This is a genomic window from Gelidibacter salicanalis (genome assembly GCF_016469035.1).
GTDB classification, from domain to species: domain Bacteria; phylum Bacteroidota; class Bacteroidia; order Flavobacteriales; family Flavobacteriaceae; genus Gelidibacter; species Gelidibacter salicanalis_A.
This window is the reverse complement of the sequence record NZ_JAEHJZ010000004.1, coordinates 325,735-345,958: the sequence shown is the minus strand read 5'-3', so window position 1 is coordinate 345,958 and position 20,224 is coordinate 325,735. Positions and strand designations below refer to the sequence as shown.

At 38.2% G+C, this 20,224-nt stretch carries 18 protein-coding genes; 8 read left to right on the top strand and 10 right to left on the bottom strand.

Annotated features, from left to right (window positions below):
* Positions 1–101 precede the first annotated feature (101 nt).
* Genes JEM65_RS03490 through JEM65_RS03475 form a run of 4 tightly spaced genes read left to right on the top strand, consistent with a single transcriptional unit; the run spans position 102 to position 2,983 of the window.
* Positions 102–509, top strand: a complete 408-nt coding sequence (locus JEM65_RS03490) for a hypothetical protein (RefSeq protein WP_199597166.1) — start codon at positions 102–104, stop codon at positions 507–509.
* A 43-nt stretch (positions 510–552) separates the two neighbouring features.
* Positions 553–885 carry a hypothetical protein gene (locus tag JEM65_RS03485; protein ID WP_199597165.1) on the top strand — a complete coding sequence of 111 codons (333 nt, stop codon included), beginning with the start codon at positions 553–555 and terminating at the stop codon, positions 883–885.
* A gap of 28 nt (positions 886–913) precedes the next feature.
* Complete coding sequence (locus JEM65_RS03480) at positions 914–1,456, top strand: RNA polymerase sigma factor (protein WP_199597164.1); 543 nt, start codon at positions 914–916, stop codon at positions 1,454–1,456.
* The gene (locus JEM65_RS03475; protein WP_199597163.1) at positions 1,457–2,983 is read left to right on the top strand and encodes a hypothetical protein; all 1,527 of its coding nucleotides are present in this window, start codon (positions 1,457–1,459) and stop codon (positions 2,981–2,983) included.
* Positions 2,984–3,058: 75 nt separating this feature from the next.
* On the opposite strand, the gene JEM65_RS03470 is transcribed toward JEM65_RS03475, so the two are convergent.
* Positions 3,059–3,799, bottom strand: coding sequence for a lysophospholipid acyltransferase family protein (locus JEM65_RS03470; protein ID WP_199597162.1), 741 nt, complete (start codon positions 3,797–3,799; stop codon positions 3,059–3,061).
* 110 nt (positions 3,800–3,909) lie between these two features.
* On the opposite strand from JEM65_RS03470, the gene trpS reads away from it, so the two are divergent.
* Complete coding sequence (gene trpS / locus JEM65_RS03465; RefSeq protein WP_199597236.1) at positions 3,910–4,878, top strand: tryptophan--tRNA ligase; 969 nt, start codon at positions 3,910–3,912, stop codon at positions 4,876–4,878.
* 475 nt (positions 4,879–5,353) lie between these two features.
* Here the strand turns inward: trpS and dprA are convergent, their stop codons facing one another.
* A complete protein-coding gene (dprA, locus tag JEM65_RS03460) occupies positions 5,354–6,457 on the bottom strand; it encodes a DNA-processing protein DprA (protein ID WP_199597161.1) in 1,104 nt (367 codons plus the stop codon).
* Between the two features lie 103 nt (positions 6,458–6,560).
* Between dprA and JEM65_RS03455 the strand changes: the two genes are divergently transcribed.
* Both JEM65_RS03455 and JEM65_RS03450 read left to right on the top strand, forming a co-directional pair.
* Positions 6,561–7,499 (top strand): SPOR domain-containing protein, encoded by a 939-nt coding sequence (locus JEM65_RS03455; protein WP_199597160.1) that lies wholly within the window; start codon positions 6,561–6,563, stop codon positions 7,497–7,499.
* A 305-nt stretch (positions 7,500–7,804) separates the two neighbouring features.
* A complete protein-coding gene (locus tag JEM65_RS03450; RefSeq protein ID WP_199597159.1) occupies positions 7,805–8,314 on the top strand; it encodes an acyl-CoA thioesterase in 510 nt (169 codons plus the stop codon).
* 1,474 nt (positions 8,315–9,788) lie between these two features.
* On the opposite strand, the gene JEM65_RS03445 is transcribed toward JEM65_RS03450, so the two are convergent.
* From JEM65_RS03445 to JEM65_RS03415, 7 genes are all read right to left on the bottom strand, one after another.
* On the bottom strand, positions 9,789–10,952 hold the full coding sequence (locus JEM65_RS03445; protein WP_233530505.1) for a murein hydrolase activator EnvC family protein: 1,164 nt from the start codon (positions 10,950–10,952) through the stop codon (positions 9,789–9,791).
* A gap of 59 nt (positions 10,953–11,011) precedes the next feature.
* Entirely contained in the window at positions 11,012–11,785 is a 774-nt protein-coding gene (locus JEM65_RS03440) for a DUF4292 domain-containing protein (protein WP_199597157.1), read from the bottom strand.
* Positions 11,782–13,143 (bottom strand): tetratricopeptide repeat protein, encoded by a 1,362-nt coding sequence (locus JEM65_RS03435; protein WP_199597156.1) that lies wholly within the window; start codon positions 13,141–13,143, stop codon positions 11,782–11,784. The genes JEM65_RS03440 and JEM65_RS03435 overlap by 4 nt, the downstream gene beginning before the upstream one ends.
* 75 nt (positions 13,144–13,218) lie before the next feature.
* Positions 13,219–14,238: a sugar phosphate nucleotidyltransferase gene (locus JEM65_RS03430; RefSeq protein WP_199597155.1), complete on the bottom strand. Its 1,020-nt coding sequence runs from the start codon at positions 14,236–14,238 to the stop codon at positions 13,219–13,221.
* Positions 14,239–14,375: 137 nt separating this feature from the next.
* A complete protein-coding gene (locus JEM65_RS03425) occupies positions 14,376–14,636 on the bottom strand; it encodes a GIY-YIG nuclease family protein (protein ID WP_233530504.1) in 261 nt (86 codons plus the stop codon).
* Between the two features lie 172 nt (positions 14,637–14,808).
* Positions 14,809–15,243 carry a dUTP diphosphatase gene (dut, locus tag JEM65_RS03420; protein WP_199597154.1) on the bottom strand — a complete coding sequence of 145 codons (435 nt, stop codon included), beginning with the start codon at positions 15,241–15,243 and terminating at the stop codon, positions 14,809–14,811.
* A gap of 58 nt (positions 15,244–15,301) precedes the next feature.
* The gene (locus tag JEM65_RS03415) at positions 15,302–16,765 is read right to left on the bottom strand and encodes an oligosaccharide flippase family protein (protein WP_199597153.1); all 1,464 of its coding nucleotides are present in this window, start codon (positions 16,763–16,765) and stop codon (positions 15,302–15,304) included.
* Between the two features lie 435 nt (positions 16,766–17,200).
* Here JEM65_RS03415 and JEM65_RS03410 point away from each other — a divergent pair, with 435 nt between their 5' ends.
* The gene (locus tag JEM65_RS03410; RefSeq protein ID WP_199597235.1) at positions 17,201–18,973 is read left to right on the top strand and encodes an ABC transporter ATP-binding protein; all 1,773 of its coding nucleotides are present in this window, start codon (positions 17,201–17,203) and stop codon (positions 18,971–18,973) included.
* A 324-nt stretch (positions 18,974–19,297) separates the two neighbouring features.
* Here the strand turns inward: JEM65_RS03410 and JEM65_RS03405 are convergent, their stop codons facing one another.
* Positions 19,298–19,777 carry a hypothetical protein gene (locus JEM65_RS03405; protein ID WP_199597152.1) on the bottom strand — a complete coding sequence of 160 codons (480 nt, stop codon included), beginning with the start codon at positions 19,775–19,777 and terminating at the stop codon, positions 19,298–19,300.
* Positions 19,778–20,224 lie beyond the last annotated feature (447 nt).

The window sequence follows — 20,224 nt, the reverse complement described above, 5'->3', positions numbered from 1 at the left end:
AAAAAATCCCTTTTACCGAGGGATTTTTTTTATTTGTAACGCAACCTTTATCAAGATTCAGCATCTTACTAATGAAAAAGAATTTTAGATAATGATATATTATGAAAAAGCTGATTTTTTTAGGTGTTGTGATGTTGGCTTTGGCGTCTTGTAGTATAGACGATTCCGATGATTTTTACACTAAAATTTTACCTATTGAAAGCGTAGCTATTCCAGAGGAATTTGTTCTTGGAGAAGTTTACCCCATAACTGTCACTTATATCAGGCCAGCTGGGTGCTACGTTTTTTTTGATTTTTATTACAGTCGCAACTTAAATCAACGTACCGTTGCAGTGATCAATGCCGAATATCCTAATCAAGACTGCGGACTTGATATTGAGTCGGAAGTTGAAGCCACATTTAACTTTAAGGTAACCAACAACGGAACTTATGTTTTTAAATTTTGGCAAGGCAAGGATGACAGCGGAACAGATTTATATTATATTGTAGAGGTGCCTGTAGTAGACTAATAAAACATATGGACTAACTATATCGCTCATGAATCCATAACTGATGAAAAAAATAATTTTTGCCGTTTTTATTTTGAATTTAATCATAATTTCTTGTAGCAAAGATGATATGAATGATGAATTTTATGATGCTACAGTTTTAGGGAAAGGATTGGATTGTGGAAATCTATTTTTGATTAAATTTAATAGGGAGCTGCCTGGATTTCCCGTGTATGATTTAGAGAATATATACTACGAAAATAATTTACCTGATACCTTCAAAATTGAAGGAAAGAAAATCAAAGTCAAAGTTAGAGCGCCTAAAAATGATGAAGCTGTGGCTTGTACAACATTGGGAACCGGATATCCCCATGTATATATTATCGAAGTAAAATAAAGAACCAAAACAACTAATACTCAAACATGTGAGTTTAGAACAACTCATCATCAATTGTAAAAAAAATGATGCTCAAGCACAAAGCCAAATTTACAAGCTCTTCTCGAGCCAACTATTTTCGCTATGTCTTAAGTATTCTAAAAACTATGCAGAAGCACAAGATAATCTGCAAGATGCCTTTGTGACCATTTTTAAAAAAATGAATCAGTTTAGTCATAAAGGATCTTTGGAAGGTTGGATGAAGCGCATCACCATCAACACCGCGCTTCAACGCTATAGAAGTGTGGGGGTTTTTAATATTGTCAACGAAAATCAGATAGAAGACGTTGCTGTTGAAGTTAACGATGATGAGGTGAGTCTTGATTTTTTATTGGGCATTATTCAGGAGTTGCCTGACCGGTACAGATTAGTATTTAATCTGTATGTATTAGACGATTATTCACATAAAGAAATTGCGGATATGCTGGATATTTCAACGGGGACTTCAAAATCAAACCTTGCTAGAGCCCGGATGATTTTAAAAAATAAAATTGAACATCATAAAACGCGAGTTAATTCGCAGAGTTTATAAATGAATGACAAAAAACATATAGACCGCCTTTTTCAAGAGAAATTCAAAAACTTTGAAGTGACTCCTGATGACGCTGTTTGGCATAACATCCACAATGCATTGCATAACGATAAGCCCAAACGCCGCGTGATGCCTTTATGGTGGAAATTGGCAGGTATTGCTGCTGTTTTAGCGTTGCTGCTTACCGTAGGCAATGTGGTCTTTAACCCGAGTGATGATTTTAATACGTCTGAAAAAAAACTGGTAGATACTGAAAAGACCGAAGATTCAGTTGACTCTAGTAACCTAGATGATGTTATAAAGAGTTCAAGTGAACCTATCAACTCGAATGTCATCACCAAATCTGATGAAACGGAAGTTGTAAACACAAATGCAACAATTAGCAATACAACTAAGACTGTAAACACTCAGCCTAAAACGGCTACCCAAATAGCGAGTGAGAATAGAAGTCGGACAAACACAGAAAACAGAACTAAATCGCACCCGGAAAAGAAAGCAGCCCAACAGGAAGATGCCCTAATTTCTACTTCTAAAAAAGATGCTGTTGCAAAAAACACCCCAAATCTACCTCAGCTTAATGCCAATAAAGAAGCTGCAAACCAAGCCAACAACAGCGCTAAAACCTTTCTAGAATCTGAGCGAGAGAAAGCGACAATCGCTCAGACAAAAGATCAGAACCCAGAAAAAACCCCAGAAGTCATAGAAAATAAAGACATCATCGCTTTAAACACAGAAGACGATAGTATTGAGGATGCTATTGCCAAAGCTAATCCTACAAATGAAGAAGAAAAAGAAGAGCAACCAAACAGGTGGAACATTACCCCAAATGTGGCACCTGTTTATTTTAACACTTTGGGTAAAGGCTCGTCTATTGACGGTCAGTTTGTAAATAACACCAAAAGTGGCGAGGTCAATATGAGTTATGGTATAAGCGGAAGTTATGCCATTAATGACAAAATAAAGGTGAGAGCAGGAGTTAACAAGGTCAATTTAGGGTATAGTACAGGTGGTGTGATTGTGTATAATGAAAGCAATAGTTTTATTGTGTCTTCAAAAAACAACCAGTTACAAAATATAAATTTTACAAATCAAGACGGCTCCAATGCGTTTATGAGCACATCAAACCTCGATGCTCAGTCAGCACCTCAAGCCTTTGTTTCAAGCACTAAAGGGGCGCTAGAACAGCAATTTGGCTATATTGAAATTCCGTTAGAAATGGAATACAACATTATTGACAGCAAGTTTGGGTTAAATGTTATTGGAGGTTTCAGCACACTATTTCTTAACAATAACGAAGTATTTTCTGTCTTGGAGAATCAAAGATCGCTTATAGGTGAAGCCAACAACATTAACAGCACCAGTTTTAGTGCCAATTTCGGTTTAGGATTTAACTATAATGTGTCGAGCATGTTAAAACTCAATCTTGAACCTATGTTTAAGTATCAAATAAACACGTTTACCAATACATCAGGCTATTTTAGGCCTTATTATATTGGTGTGTATACCGGTTTTAGTTTTAAATTTTAGTTTTTAAGTTGGTTAGATCAGTATTGCAATTCACAATACTGAAGAAAAGCTGCTCTATGCCAAGAGTAGCTTTTCTTATTTTTTATGATACGCCAAGAGCTGCTCAAGTATAAGAGTCCTTGCCTGCTCATTCAACGCTTTAGCATCTTTTGAAATCAAACCTTCCGTACTCAAAAATTGATGCACCTTAACCCGCATTTTTCCAGGTCCACCACTAAAAAACACATAAGAAAAACGGTCTTTATTATCTCCAAAAGTTATCGGAACGATGGGAATTTGATGGTTAATAGCCAATCTGAAAGCACCATCCTTAAATTCATCTAAAACAATATGTTCATCAGGCACGCCACCTTCGGGAAAAATACAGATACTCATCCCTTGTTTTAACCGTTTTTGTGCTCTTAAAAAAACTGCTTTTCTGCTTTTTTCAGAGCTTCTATCCACTAAAATACAGGTGCGTTTATAGAAAAATCCAAAGAGGGGAATTTTTGCCAATTCAGCTTTCCCTACAAATACAAACGGGTTTTTGACACTTACCAACATCAACATGATATCCGCCATAGAGGTATGATTGGCAACAAACATATAGCTTTTACTCGGCTGGGGCTTTTGCTCTCTTTCAATGATCCACCGGAACCCCATCCCTATTAAGATGAACTTTGCCCAAAATTGGGCCATTTTAAAAAAATATGGATACCATTCTTCCTTTAATATGGAAATTACTAGAACAGGAAACATCACTAGTATTGGCAAAGCCATCAATATATAAAACCAAATGCGGTAAAGAATCCAGAATGGGTATTTCAAAATTTTCATCGGCTCCAAAACTAATTAAATTAATTGAGCTATTCCTTCAAAAAAATTACCTTTGCTGTATAAATAATTTGTTTAATTAAATGAGATTCCCGCTTTCGCGGGAAGTGAACATGGCAAGAATACTTACAGGCATACAAAGTACAGGCACCCCACATTTAGGTAATATTTTAGGCGCCATCCTCCCCGCAATAGACATGGCGAATGATACTAAAAACAATTCGTTTTTATTTATTGCAGACATGCATTCCTTAACCCAAATTAAAGATGCAGAAACCTTAAGACACAACACGTACAGCGTTGCAGCAACATGGCTGGCCTTTGGCTTGGACATTGAAAAAGTGGTGTTCTACCGTCAGAGTGATGTGACACAGACAACTGAATTAAGCTGGTATTTGAGCTGTTTTTTTCCGTACCAACGCTTAACATTGGCGCATGGCTTTAAAGATAAGTCAGACCGATTGGAAGATGTCAATGCTGGCTTGTTTACCTACCCAATGTTGATGGCTGCAGATATTTTGCTATATGATGCTGAAATTATCCCGGTAGGAAAAGATCAATTGCAACATATTGAAATGACCCGTGATGTGGCTTCCCGTTTTCATGCTAAAATGGGAGAGACTTTCGTTATGCCAGAAGGTAAAATTCAGGAAAACGCCATGCTTATTCCAGGAACCGATGGTGCCAAAATGAGCAAAAGCAAGAACAACTTCATCAATATATTTTTGCCAGAAAAGCAATTGCGCAAACAAATTATGTCTATTGAAACAGATAGCACTCCTTTAGAAGATCCTAAGGATTGGAGTACTTGTAACTGTTTTGCTATTTATAGTTTATTGGCTTCTGATGAAGAGGTTAAAACGATGAAGCAGAATTACGAGCAAGGCAATTATGGTTACGGCCATGCCAAACAAGCTTTATATGAATTAATTATTAGTAAGTTTGAAACACCGCGCGAACGCTACCAGTATTATATGAACCATTTGGAAGAAATTGACAAGGCACTTTCGGTTGGCGCTGAAAAAGCTAGAGTTGTGGCAGATACCGTGTTGTCACGTGTGCGCAAGAAGCTGGGGTATTAAAAAAGTTTTTTTAATTATTCTGGTTTAATAAAAACCCTTCCGTCTTTGAACTCTTTCTGGAGTTCAAATCCACCTTCCCTTAAAAAAGGGAAGGAATTCATTACTCAACTAAATGTTTAATCATCAGTGTCCGGTAAAATAGGTAAAAAGTTTGCAACCCCCTTAAAGCATGATCTGGTTCGAGAACTCAAAAATGACACCTTGTTTTTGAAACCAATTTCACTTAGAGTGATTGGGCAAATTTAATTTAGAATAACGACTGTTTATCAATCAGTCATAATCAAGTCTTTGTTCTTTNNGCGCAGCGATCTTAATTCTTTATCAGACAATAATGATTTTTAATACTAAAAATAAAAGCTAAACTTCTCCTCCTTTAAAAGGAGGAGTGGCTTTTGCTTCAGAAAAGAAGTAAAAGACCTGCCTGACCGGCAGGCAGGCGAGATGGCTATTTCAATAATTCCAGTAATTAAGTTTATTAAATCACCTCAAACAATTTGCCCGGTAGAGGTCTAACTACGCCTTTAAGCTCCATATTCAAAAGTACGCCTGCTACTTTAAAAATGGGCATACTACATTCTAGAGCAATACTGTCTAACAGGTGTTGCTCCTTTGTTTTAAGAAAATTGTATATGATTTTTTCGTCTGCTTCCAATTCAACAAACAGCTGTTTCTGAATGCCTGGTTTTTTATCATTTTCGAGCTCCCAATTCAAGATATAGGGCACATCCATAGGATGGGATAGTAAATGTGCTTTTTGATATTTGATCAAATTATTGCAGCCTGAACTCTGGGAATCCGTTGTTCTTCCGGGTACCGCAAATACATCTCTGTTATAGGAATTGGCGATATCTGCAGTTACCAAACTCCCTCCCCTTTCAGCCGATTCAATAACAATAGTAGCTTCACTGACGCCAGCAATAATCCGATTGCGCTTTAAGAAATTCTCCCTTTCCGGATTGGATGTACTCCAAAATTCGGTTAAAAAACCACCGTTTTTTTCGACTTCAGCCACATATCGTTTATGAACTTTTGGATACACTTGATTAAGTCCGTGGGCCAAACAACCTACCGTTTGCAAATTGTGTTTTAAGGCTGCTTTTTGCGCGGTAATATCCGTACCGTACGCAAATCCTGAAATGACGACTGGGTTAAACACCGCCAATTGTTCAATCAACTGTTCACAAAATGCCATCCCAGAGGTAGTAATTTTACGAGTCCCCACAATACTGATCAACCGCTGCTGCTTCAGATTTACATTTCCAGATTGAAACAAAAGAATGGGACCATCAATACAGTGTTTCAATTTTTCAGGATAATTGCCATCCATAAAATATAATGGCAAAATGTGATGCTCTCTGATAAATTTCAACTCGCTTTCTGCGGCTAACAAATGACTTTTGTTAAAGACCTCTTGCAGCATACTGCTCCCAATACCGTCAATTTTTAGGAGGTGTTGCTTCTTTTCTTTTAGCACTGCTTCCGCAGAACCGCAATGGGTGATCAGTTTTTTTGCGGTGATGTCGCCTATTTTAGGTACATTTTGTAGCGCAAGAATGAAAATTAAATCATGATCTGACATTTATAGCATTGATTTATAAGAAAAACTGTTTAAATTTAAGCAATGTTAATAAATAGTAGGGCTTTAATTTTCGTGAAAATCAAAAATTCTTAACTTTGTTTCAATGCATATAGAAACTTACATAAGCGATTTACTGTACCGTTACGACTGCGTAACGATTCCAGAATTTGGTGCCTTTTTAACCAAACGTGTCTCGGCAAAAATTGATGAAAGCACTCATACATTTTTCCCTCCTAAAAAAGTCATTTCGTTCAATGAGCAATTACAACATAATGACGGTTTGCTGGCAAGCTACATTTCTGATGTAGAAAATATTCCTTATGAAGTTGCTGTTCAAAAAATTAGCAAGCAAGTTAAATCCATCAAATCTTTTCTCATAGAAGGTGAAACCTTGAGTTTCAGCACCATTGGTGACTTACTATTAAATGCTGATGGAAAGGTTGTTTTTGAACCCTCTTATAACAGCAATTACTTACCGGAGGCTTTTGGACTTACAGAATTTAAAGCGTCTAACGTTACTCGTGAAGTTTATAAACAACAGGTTGAAACTCTTGAAGATGTCATTCCTATTACCATCACTCCAGAAAGACGTGAAAAACGTTCTTATCTAAAATATGCCGCTGTTGCTCTTATTGCCCTAACCGTGGGCGGATTTGCGGCATCATCCTTTTATAACAATCAGGTTGAAACTTACAACCAATTGGCACAAGAAGCTGCCAATGAGCAATTGGATGTCAAAGTACAGGAAGCTACTTTTGTGATTGAAAACCCATTGCCTGCTGCCACTTTGAATGTCGATAAACAACAAGGTCAATATCATATTATTGCTGGTGCTTTTAGAGTTGAAGAAAACTCTGATAAAAAAGTAGAGCAACTTCAAGCGCTCGGGTTTAAAGCAAGAACTATTGGTGTCAATAAGTATGGTTTGCATGAAGTAGTGTATTCCAGCTATGAGAATAGCAATGAAGCTTTAGTGGCACTACGCGGGATTCGTCAAAATTTCAACAAGGATGCCTGGTTATTGGTTAGAGAACTTAAGTAACCCTTTCTACCTCAACCCTCTTTAAATTGGCGTTATACACTAGCGATTAGAATTTACAATTTCATATTCCGCCAACATAGCTGTTCAAGAAAACCAATGTATTTAAGCTGTTGTCTTTCATGTACATGCTTATTTATAGGAGTTTTTGCGCAATCTTCATATCGACATCACAGCAGAAACCGGCTCACCATCATTATTCCTAAAACACGTTTTCAATAATTGTGAACCCTTCTTTACAGGGACAAGTTCGTGATTAATAGTTCGCAAATTAATCTATCTTTGCACCTCAATTAAAAAACACGCCAATGCAAGCCAAAACCCCAAGCGAATCCATCTGTGTCATGACTGATTTGGTACTTCCCAGTGAGACCAATCCCCTGAATAATTTATTTGGAGGAGAACTGTTAGCGCGTATGGACCGCGCGGCAAGTATTGCAGCACGGCGTCATAGCAGACGCATTGTGGTAACGGCATCCGTAAATCATGTGGCATTTAACAGAACCGTTCCTTTGGGCAGCGTGGTAACTATTGAAGCAAAAGTTTCTAGAGCGTTTAAAACCTCCATGGAAATCTTTATGGACGTCTGGATAGAAGATCGTGAATCAGGGGTTAGAGCTAAGGCTAATGAAGCCATTTACACTTTTGTTGCGGTAGACGAAACGGGACGCCCGACCCAAATTCCAGAAATTAATCCAGAAACTGACTTGGAAAAAAGCAGGTTTGAAGCAGCTCTACGACGCAAACAATTGAGTTTGGTATTAGCAGGCAAAATGAAAGCTCATGATGCTACGGAGCTGAAAGCGTTGTTCCAATAGAGAATAATTAATGTACGGTGATTTTATGGTGTTGGTGGAAAACTCAACAATGGCCGAGGAAGATTATCTACCATCTTGAGTTGTTGGTGGAAAACACCAACAACGGCCAAGGAAAACACCAACAACGGCTGAGAAACACACCAGCAACGACTGAGAAACACCAACACGGCAAATCTCTTGTAATGTTACAATGTCAGTTCGAGTGTTTTTAAGGAGGCTGTCTTTACAGAATCCTTAAAAATGTATCGAGAACCTTCCCAAATTAAAGTTCATTTCAATATTACTGAAGCTGTTTAGAAAATACAAGCAACTACCAAAGAGTTGTTGTTGGAAAACACCAACAACGGCCAAGGTAAACACCAACAACGGCTGAGAAACACCAGCATGGTAAATCTCTTGTAATGTTACAATGTCAGTTCGAGTGTTTTTAAGGAGGCTGTCTTTACAGAATCCTTAAAAATGTATCGAGAACCTTCCCAAATTAAATGTCGTTCCGATATTACTTGCGCTGTTTAGAAAACACCAGCAACTACCAAAGAGTTGTTGGTGGAAAACACCAACAATGGCTAAGGAAAACACCAACACGGCAAATCTCTTATAATGTTACAATGTCAGTTCGAGTGTTTTTAAGGAGGCTGTCTTTACAGCATCCTTAAAAATGTATCGAGAACCTTCCCAAATTAGATTTCATTTCAATATTATTTGCGCTGTTTGGAAAACACCAAAAACTACCAAAGAGTTGTTGGTGGAAAACACCAACAACGGCTGAGAAACACACCAGCAACGACTGAGGAACACCAACACGGCATATCTCTTATAGTGTTACAATGTCAGTTCGAGTGTTTTTAAGGAGGCTGTCTTTACAGCATCCTTAAAAATGTATCGAGAACCTTCCCAAATTAAATGTCGTTCCGATATTACTTGCGCTGTTTAGAAAACACCAGCAACTACCAAAGAGTTGTTGGTGGAAAACACCAACAATGGCTAAGGAAAACACCAACAACGACTGACAAACACCAACACGGCAAATCTCTTATAATGTTACAATGTCAGTTCGAGTGTTTTTAAGGAGGCTGTCTTTACAGCATCCTTAAAAATGTATCGAGAACCTTCCCAAATTAGATTTCATTCCAATATTACTTGAATTGTTTGGGAAACACCTGTAACGACAAAAGAGTTGTTGGTGGAAAACACCAACAACGGCTGAGAAACACACCAGCAACGACTGAGAAACACCAACACGGCATATCTCTTATAGTGTTACAATGTCAGTTCGAGTGTTTTTAAGGAGGCTGTCTTTACAGCATCCTTAAAAATGTATCGAGAACCTTCCCAAATTAGATTTCATTCCAATATTACTTGAATTGTTTGGGAAACACCTGTAACGACAAAAGAGTTGTTGGTGAAAAACACCAACAACGGCTGAGAAAACACCAACAATGGCCAAAACACCAACAACGGCCAAAAACGCCCTTTATCGCGCAATCCAAACCGATGGATCCTGAAACTTTGAATCTTTGTAAATGGCAAAGCTCAACATGCTTTCACCATTTGATGGGTCTGTAAAAACCTCACCAATATCTTGATTGGTCGTTACACGATCTCCTTTAGAGACATACACTTTAGAGAGGTTTTTATAAACCGTAATGTAGTTACCATGTTGAATCAAAATCCATGGATTTCCATTTTTTGTACTCTGAACCGCTAAAACCTGTCCGTTAAAAACCGTCCGTACTCTTGTGTTTTTATCTGTAGCAATCCGGATACCATTACTGTTGATTTCTATAGTATTATCAATCAAGGAGCGCTGTTTACCGTATTTTACCTTGACCACTCCTGTAGGAACTGGCCAGGGCAACCTCCCTTTATTGGATTCAAACTTAGCTTCTAATGCCTTAGCCTCTGGGGTTAATGAGAACCCTTTGGATGCAGTTTCAGATTTACCGGCTTTTTTGTTAGACGCTGCAATGGCCTCCCGAATTAATTTTTCAATTTCCCGATCAATTCGATCGGCTTCCTGTTGCTTAGATTTAATTTGAGACGCATAAGAACTCATGTTCTTTCTGACGGATGCCATCAGTTTTTGATGCTCTTTTACATCTTCTTCCAATTTTTGCTTTGCCAAACGGTTTTCTTCAATGAGCTTATTCTTATCCTTTTTCTGTTGTAACAACTCCGTATTCAACACTTGTAATTTTTCGGTCTTAAGCTTGATTTGCTCGCCTTGCTCCTCTTGATAGTCTGTATATTGCCTGATGTACTGAAGTCGCTTATAAGCCTGTTTAAAGTTCTCAGAGGATAGAAGAAACATGACGCGACTTTGTTCTGATTTGCTTTTATAGGATTTGACTACCATAGCGGCGTAATCCTCTTTTAAATGTTTTAACTGATCTCTCAGCGTACTGATTTGTTTTTGATTGGTATTAATTTCCCTAGTCAATAAATTGGCTTGGTCATTTGTGACTTTTATGAGGTTTTTCCGGACATTCACCTTATAATTCAAATCTTCAACGGTAGAAATAATGGATTTTTCTTCTTTCTTTTTAGTGAAGAGTAAATTGTTGATCTGTTGAATTTCCTTTAAAATGGTTTGACGTTTGGCTTCCAACTCCTGCTGCTTTTTACTTTGTGCATTCATAACAAAAGTGCACAAGCTAAAAAGTATGATCAATCGATAAATGTTAGGTTGGTAACGCATTATTCGAGTTCAATTTCTTTATATCCTGACGGAATGTTGAATGGAAAACGGACCTCCCCATTCAAACTGATGGCTTTAAAATCGAGATCAATGATGATTTCATCATTTTTTTCCACTGCAATAATACGAATGTTTTCAGGAAAAATTTGCTTGCTCACCCCTTGATATTTCTTATAATCTATCTGCAGCATGCGCTTCTCCTTAGGTTGAAACAACTGTTGCGAATCTAATTTAAAAAAACCTGGATTGACTAAAAAGAACAATTCAAATAACGCCCGCTGATCCTTTGGTTGCAATACATAAGATTCTTCATTTGGAACTGTAACATAGGTATCATCTTTCAAATTAAAAATAGGCTCCCCGAGAAAGATGTTCTGAATTTTTTCAAAGTCGATATCCGTTCCTAATAACCGTGTTAGCAATGAAAAATCGCCATCAAAATATTGATTATTGAGCTTGTCGTAAAACTTGACACTGTCTTGAGTAATCATCACACGGGCAATGGCTAAAGGCGCACTCATCCAAATAACTTTATCCTTTTCCATTCTCAAGGTCACCGTGGTACCGTTGCTCTTATCGCCATCTGTATAATCAATGCGTACTTTAGCTTGTAGCGTTTTAAATCGGACATCTTGCTTGGCATTCTCCCTAATAATCTGTTTTGCGGTCATGTTTTTATCAACGTCCGCCGTGGTCGTTAGAGTTTTGGTAGACCTACACCCTACACTTAAGGTCAATAAAAGTAATAACGCACATAATTTGTAAACTCTCATTCATTAGGATTTTTTAAAGCGGCTGCCTTTTTTGCAAACGTTTCAGATTTGGTATTATTATTACTGAGGTTATAGGCAATGCTCAATTGTGTATAAAAATCAGCTTCCATTTTTGGGTCTTCAATGATGTAATCCAATCCAGTTTCTAAACTCACAATGGCTTTTTTGGCCTGTTTCATTTTGTTATGGGCCACGCCATTGATCAGATATAATATAGGTTGCGCAGGGAATAGCTCCAAAGCTTCCTGGCTTCTGGAAATGGCACTTTCATTTAAATCTAAATCAATTTGAAGCAACAGCACATCTTTTATGACTGCAAAATTAGTGGGCTCCAATTGTAAAGCATCTTCAAAATACATCAATGCTTTCGGTTTGTCTTCCAATTTTAAATAATACTGAGCCAATTCTACCAAGGTCTGAAAACTTTTGGTTTCATCAATCATTGCCGTTACATCAATAAGGTCCTTTTCGTGTTCTGGATGTTTGGATACAAAATTTATAAAATCATTAAGCACCTTGGTTTTGGCGTCTGGGTTTATTTCAGGAGCCGTTAACACGACTTTCATAGAAGTGATAGCCTCTGCTGTCCGTTTTTTGTCGAGATAAAACTTGTACAACGCCAAATGCACTAGCTTAGATTCTGGGTGCACTTCTAAAAGTTGTTGTGCCGTTTTGAAGGCATTCTCAGTTTCGCCGGTTTCGCTATATCTGTAAATTAACGTCAGATAATTGGTTTCGTTTTCTGGATTTTTATCTAAGCGCTCTTGTAGATTTTCAATCCTATCTTCATCACGACCTGTAATATTATACACTTCATTTCTCAAATAATCCCTATCGGCACTAATCCCAAACTCCTTGTCCAGTTCATCCAACAGCTTTAAGGCGTCTTTGTAATCTTTACTTTTAATATATAAAGAAGCTAAGTCCTGACGGTAATCAGGATGGTATTTGACCAATTGCTTAACCGTTTTTATCGCTTTCCTGGTGTCGCCCTGCTGGTTGTACACGTCATAAAGTTCATCTAAATACCATTCGTTTTCAGGCTCTTTAGAGACGGCTCTTTTTAAAGCATCTTCAGCGGCACCAAAATTCTTAAGTTTGTTGTAATTCTTACCCAATTGATAGTACACCACAGGTTTATCGTCCAACTCTTTGCACTTTAACAGTGCATCAATGGCCCGTTGGTAATTTTCAATGCCTTGTTGCTTCAGTGCTTCAAAAAAATACTCTTGAAATTGGTCTTCTACATTCCCGAGATCATCCGTAGGTTTTTGATTGGGATCAACTTGGGCATAACTCGTCTGAGCGATAAAAAATATCCCTAATAGCCCTACTAATATGTAGTGTTTATAATTCATTCGAATTCACCAATCGGTTTCAATTCATAATTTCAATTTAATCGCTTCTTCAGATATTATATAGCATGAAAACGCTTACTCTAAAACAGAATAATCCCCAATACTCACCGTCTTAAAATTGCCATCATACTGTACATGATTGCCAATCATTGCAGCATCTAAATTAGCATTTTTAATAGTGCTATGGGTTTGGACCAAGCTATTTTTTATGGTCGCATCTGTAATGGTGCAATTATTACCAATAGATACATTTGGACCAATGGTCGCATTTTTCAAAATGACGTTTTCGCCAATAAAACACGGCTCAATAATGTTACTGTTCTCTAAAGAAACGGAGCTTGCAACCATCTGCTCTAGGCCATCTGCCTGTAGAAACCCTAACATTCTTGTGTTTGTTTCTACTGTAACTGCCTTATTGCCACAATCCATCCATTCTTCAACTTCGCCTGTTTTAAAGACGTTACCTTTGGCCATCATGCCTTTTATGCCATCATTAATTTGGTATTCGCCACCGTTAATAATGTTATTGTCCAATACATGCTGTAATTCCTGTTTAAGAACGTTGACATCTTTAAAGTAGTATATGCCGATCACCGCTAAATCGCTTACAAAGTCTTTTGGTTTTTCAACAAGCTCTACAATTTCTCTGTTATCATTCAATTTGACCACACCATACGCTTCTGGACGCTCCACTTGCTTGACCCAAATAACGGCGTCAGCAGTAGGATCCAGATTAAAATCGGCTCTAATTAATGTATCCGCATACGCGATAACCGCAGGGCCCGACAAGGACTCTTTGGCGCACATAATGGCGTGACCGGTGCCTAAAGGTTGGTCTTGACGGTAAATAGCCGCCTCAGCTCCTAAACTTTTTGCGAGTTCTTTTAAACTGTCTACCACATCCTCACCAAAAAACGCAGGATCTCCCAAAATAAAGGCAATTTCTTCAATAGGTTGATCCAATACTTTGACAATATCTTTCACCAAGCGATGGACTATAGGTTGCCCCGCTACTGGTATTAATGGTTTAGGAACTGTTAATGTGTGTGGGCGCAAACGTGAACCACGTCCGGCCATTGGTACGATTATTTTCATATGAATGCCTGCGAAAGCAGGTATCTATTAGGGTTATACTTATTCTTTAATTTATTGTAATTCCAATTTAAACTTATATCCAACTAGCTTGGGTTTACTCATAATACCGGCGTAGACAGGTATCTATTTAGGTCAACTTATTCTCTCAATTTATTGTAATTCAGATTCCAATTTAAACTTATATCCATCCAACTTGGGTTTACTTCTTCAATAAGTTTAATTTTCCATTCTCTTTTCCACTTTTTTAGACTTCTCTCACGGTTTGAAGCTTCTAATCCGTTATCATACTCTTCTAAGTACACCAATTTATCGCAATTGTATTTCGCAGTAAATGATTTCGGATACACTTTTAATCTATATTCTTTTACTCTTTCCTCTATAATTATCCGATATGCCAATATATAAAACACCATTCATTTTGTTGGTCATTACAATAAGATTAGATATGTTGGATTTAAACTTTACTTATCCTTAATAAGTTTCTGTAGAAGTATCTGAATTGACGATGTGTTGTCTTTTAAATCACGAGATTCCTGCCTTCCGGCCTGCCGGACAGGCAGGCGCAGGAATTTACGAACTCCCAGTGCTTCCAAATCCACCTTCTCCGCGTTTGGTTTCAGAGAGCGCTTCTACTGCCGTCCATTCCGCACGTTCATGTTTTGAAATGATTAATTGTGCAATACGTTCGCCATTGATGATCTCAAAATCATCATTGGAAAGATTGACCAAGATGACTCCTATTTCGCCTCTATAATCGGCATCAATAGTTCCTGGCGCATTCAACACGGTAATGCCGTTTTTGGCTGCGAGTCCGCTACGGGGTCTTACCTGTGCTTCATACCCTATTGGAAGTTCAATAAACAACCCTGTGCCTACAATGCTTCGTTCTAAAGGTTTTAAAATTCTCGATTCTGACAAATTGGCCCGCAAATCCATACCTGCAGAGGCTATGGTTTCATAGTTAGGCAATGCGTGATTTGATTTATTGATAATTTTGATATTCATAAGTGTATTTTAATGCAAAGATCCCAAAAGAGACAAACGCCTAAAATGAGAATTTATGCTATTTAGTATGTATGATTTGTTTAATTTGATTCTTTTCGAGCAGCACTACCATGAGCAGAAACGCTAACAATAAGCTCATGCCCACCACATAATTTTCCCGAAAAACATAAAACGAAATTACCGAAAATGCGGATGAAACCAATAAATACAGTCCCATTTTTTTTATGTTATACGGAATTGGATAATATTTTTGACCGTAGTAATAGGAGGCTACCATCATACTGGCATAGGCTACTAAGGTAGCTATGGCAGAGCCTCGATATTCCATTATGGGTATCAACCAGAAATTCAATGCTAAAGTAATCAGCGCTCCAAAAACGGAAATATAGGCACCAAATTTGGTTCTGTCGGTAACCTTATACCAAACCGAAAGATTGTGGTAAATGCCCAGACATAAATTGGCAATTAAGATGAGGGGGACAATCCACATGGCTTCCCAATACTCTTCACTCCTTACAATATAGGGTTTTAATACATCAGCAAACACTACAATACTCAATAACATGACGGATCCAAAAGCCACGAAAAATTCTAAAATTAGAGCATAATTCTTTTGTGGATTTTCACTTTTGGCGTGACTAAAAAAATAAGGTTCTATCCCCAAGCGATAGGCTGTAGCAAAAAGGGTCATAAAAACAGCTATTTTATAACAGGCGGAATACATTCCGATTTTTGTGTCTGCGATGTCCTCAGGAAGTAAATAATCTAATAAAATACGGTCAAAAGTTTCATTGACGGAAAATGCAATCCCTGCAATTAAAACCGGCATGGCATAGCGCATCATCTTTTTAAACAGCGGACCATCAAAACGGTACTGGATTTTAAAATAAAAACTCAACAGCAACACCAAGGTCACGGCACTGGCCACTAAATTTGAGATAAAAATATAGTTGATTTCAAAGTTTGGAACGTAAATCGATTCAAAAAACGCACTGTTAGCAGCCCATTTTTTGAGATATAATAAAAAGAATAAGTTCAGTCCTAAGTTAACAGCTACGCTTGCAATCTTTAATATAGCAAAACGCATGGATTTGCCTTTGGCCCTTAGCCAAGCAAATGGTATGATTACCAAGGCATCCAGCAATAAAATCCAAATGACCAATGAAATGTACTCCTGCTTAATGTCTGTCAACGCTGAAATTTGTGCCTTAAAAAGATAGGCCAAAGCAAAGAATCCCAAAGACGAAATGATTAATGAAATTGCTGAAGTGCCAATCACTTTATCCTGATCCTCTTCCTTGTTAAAGAATCTGAAAAAAGCAGTTTCCATTCCGTAGGACAGGATCACGTTAAAAATGACAAACCATGAAAATATGATGGAAACCTTACCATATTCGCCAACTGAAGAAAGTACTCCTTTTGTAGTGTACAACGGCACTAGTAAAAAACTCAACATGCGTGGCAGCACTGTGGCTAAACCATAAATGAAAGTCTGCTTAAAAAGGGTTTTAAATCCGCTCAACGTAGTTTTTAATTTGAGATCAAAAGTAGGGATTCTCTAAGAGTTAAACAATTTTGTATAGAGGCGTGATTTACAACCCGTATTCGTGGATTATTTATGGCATTAACGGTTCTCAACTACATGTTAGCCAAAACTGGAACAACACTCCGAATTTCTTAAGGACATTGCTCTCCCATCCGTAGTTTCAAGGAAATCACACTATTTGTATCGTCCTGTAATCAATTAAAACGGCAGTATTGAAAGACCTCACAGGTTCCAACTGGTCCGCCGAAGCTTTTTAGGGCAGGAAGAAAACCTGTGAGGTCTGCTGAGTTAACCGTCTTTGATGGCACGAGAGGGACAATCTTACCAAGGGATACCTATTTTTAGTTACGCGCAGCCAATTAACCCTCATGAATGAGTATTTTTACCCGTTCTATTTTTTATAAAGAAACTATGCAGCATTATAAAGAGACCACTATAAACAAAAACAAATCACAGCCAAAAGTGACGATGGTACAAGCCTTTAAAACCATTATTTGGCCAAGGCGGAATTTAGTTTTTATTGGTTTGGTCCTGATTGTCATTAAAAGTTTGTCGGGTTTGATATTGCCGTGGCAAAGTAAAGTATTGCTAGATGATGTGGTGCCCAATAAAGACTACGCCCAACTCTATACCCTAATAGCCATCGTTATCAGTGCCATTACGGTACAGGCATTAACCTCGTTTTTGCTTACCAGAATATTGAGTGTACAAGCACAATATTTGATAAGCGAATTGAGATCACAAGTGCAGAAGAAAGTCCTGTCTTTACCCATCAGTTTTTTCGACAACACCAAATCTGGAGCGCTTGTTTCAAGAATCATGACCGATGTTGAAGGAGTCAGAAATCTTATAGGTACAGGTTTGGTGCAGTTGGTAGGCGGTTCGTTTACGGCGGTGGTTTCTTTGATTATTTTAATAAAATTAAATGCCTGGATGACGCTTTTTGTGTTTGTACCCCTCTCCATCTTTGGCTTTATTGCCTTAAAGGCCTTTAAATACATTCGTCCTATTTTTAGGACACGTGGTAAAATTAATGCCGAAGTTACCGGAAGATTGACAGAAACACTCGCTGGCGTCCGGGTGATTAAAGCTTTTAATGCAGAGGCACAGGAGCAGATTGTGTTTGACAAAGGGGTTGATAAACTCTACCAGAATGTCAAAAAGAGTTTAACCGCCACCGCGTTGATGACCAGCTCCTCCACCTTTTTAATTGGCGTAGCCACCACCGGAATTATGGGAATGGGCGGCTATTATATGATGATTGGCGACATGACCACAGGAGATTTCTTATTCTTTACCCTCATCCTCGGGTTTATGATTGCGCCCATAGTCCAAATGAGTAATATCGGGAGTCAGTTAACCGAGGCCTTGGCGGGTTTGGACAGAACGGAAGAACTCATGAACATGACGGCTGAAGAAGACAACCCCAACAGAACGATCCAGGTGGAAGCCATAACAGGCGATATTGAATTTAATGAGGTGTCCTTTTCTTATGAAGAAGGCAAAGAAATTTTGCACAACATTAGTTTTAAAGCCCCAGCGGGGTCCGTTACCGCTTTAGTGGGAAGTTCTGGCTCTGGAAAATCGACCATTGCCGGTCTATCGGCTACATTTTTAACCCCTAAATCAGGTAGGGTTACTATTGACCAACAAGATCTATCGCAGGTAAATTTGAGCAGTTACCGCCAACATTTAGGAGTGGTTTTGCAGGATGAATTTTTATTTGAAGGGACCATTCGTGCCAATATCATGTTCCCAAGACCCAATGCCAGCGAAGCAGAAGTACAAAACGCAGTAAAGGCAGCGTATGTCAACGAATTTACCGACAGGTTTGAGGCAGGCCTAGAGACTTTAATTGGCGAAAGAGGCGTCAAGCTTTCTGGCGGACAACGGCAACGTTTGGCCATTGCTCGCGCTATTTTAGCCAATCCAAAGATTTTGATTTTGGATGAAGCCACTTCCAATTTAGATACCCAAAGTGAGGCGCTCATCCAGAAAAGTTTGGCCGAATTAATTAAAGACCGAACCACCATTGTTATTGCGCACCGTTTAAGTACCATAAGAAAAGCCGATCAAATTTTAGTCATTGAAGCGGGGCATATTGTAGAACGTGGCACCCATGACCAATTGATTGCTACAGAAGGCCGGTATTATGAATTGTATACGTATCAAGCGAAGATTTAGGGGAATTGAGAAGAGATGGTTGTTACGTTTAGGAGGGTTTATAAGGCGAGCGTTTTGCTGGTGTGGGTAAGATTTGGAGATTAGCATCTTAAAGATACTTGGCGCTAGCCAAGCTAACGAACTCATTTAAGCCCTAAAAAGGGCTTAAATGAGTTTGGTTTTATGGATTTATGGAGTTGTTAGAGGGTCCCCCGTATTGGCAACTTGCTTTTCCCCTTAGTTTTACGTTAATAGTTTTCATAGATAAAAAGCGTGGCCTTTCGAATATTGATACGCCTAATTGTAGGTTTATAATATTTCGTCTCACTTGAGTAAGTGCAAGGTTTAATTGTCCTTCTCGATGATCCCTTCGATCTTATAATAACGGGTTTCGCCATTGACTTTATAACTCACGATGCCCTCTGTGGGTTCGAGTTTAAACGGTATGTTTGTTGGAATTCGTGGGGGCTTATTTTGCATCTCTTCCAGAGGATCACTACTCAGGATGATATCTGGGTTTGATTTCTTAGGAATTTCAAAGCGACCAACATAGGCCGTATTTAAATCCGTGGAAGTCTTAATCAATTTTACGGTTTGGTTTCTGAAATACACTGAATCTAGGGTGATGCCACTTTTATCTTCGGAATTTATTGGAATGTAAAGCGTATACCCTGAATGCCCAGATGCTTCTTGCGAGGTCCAATTTTCTACATAAACGTCCTCAATGGGTAAAGGGGCCTTTTTTTGTAATTTTTGAGTCTCAGAGCATTTGGAGGCGCTTAACAGCAACATGGCGATAGTTGAGAAAAGAGATATTGTTTTCATAAGGATGGTTTTTCTGTTGTATACAACTTACAAATAGTATTCCATAAAATACTTAAGAAATACCAACAGCGCTAATTTAAACGAAAAAGCCCCACTTTTAAAAAAGTAAGGCTTTATGTTTTTAAGCCCTTCGACTACGCTCAGGGTGACATTTTAACTTTATTATTTAGAGCTTTTGCGCAAACGGTGACCTACAATCGTTGCTTTTGGAATTGGAATTTAAAAGTGGAGGAGATTCATTGGGCAACATGATTTTAACGGGATTCAAGTTTTCAATTGTTTATTTCCTTGAGGTTCCAAATGATAAACCTGTTACGTGAGGCTTGGACATAAAAAACCTAACTTGTTGAAGTTCGGTTTGGTATCGGTTTAAAGCCCTTCGACTGCGCTCAGGGTGACATCTAGATTAATTATTCAAAACTTCCACTCATTTGAAGAATTTGGCGC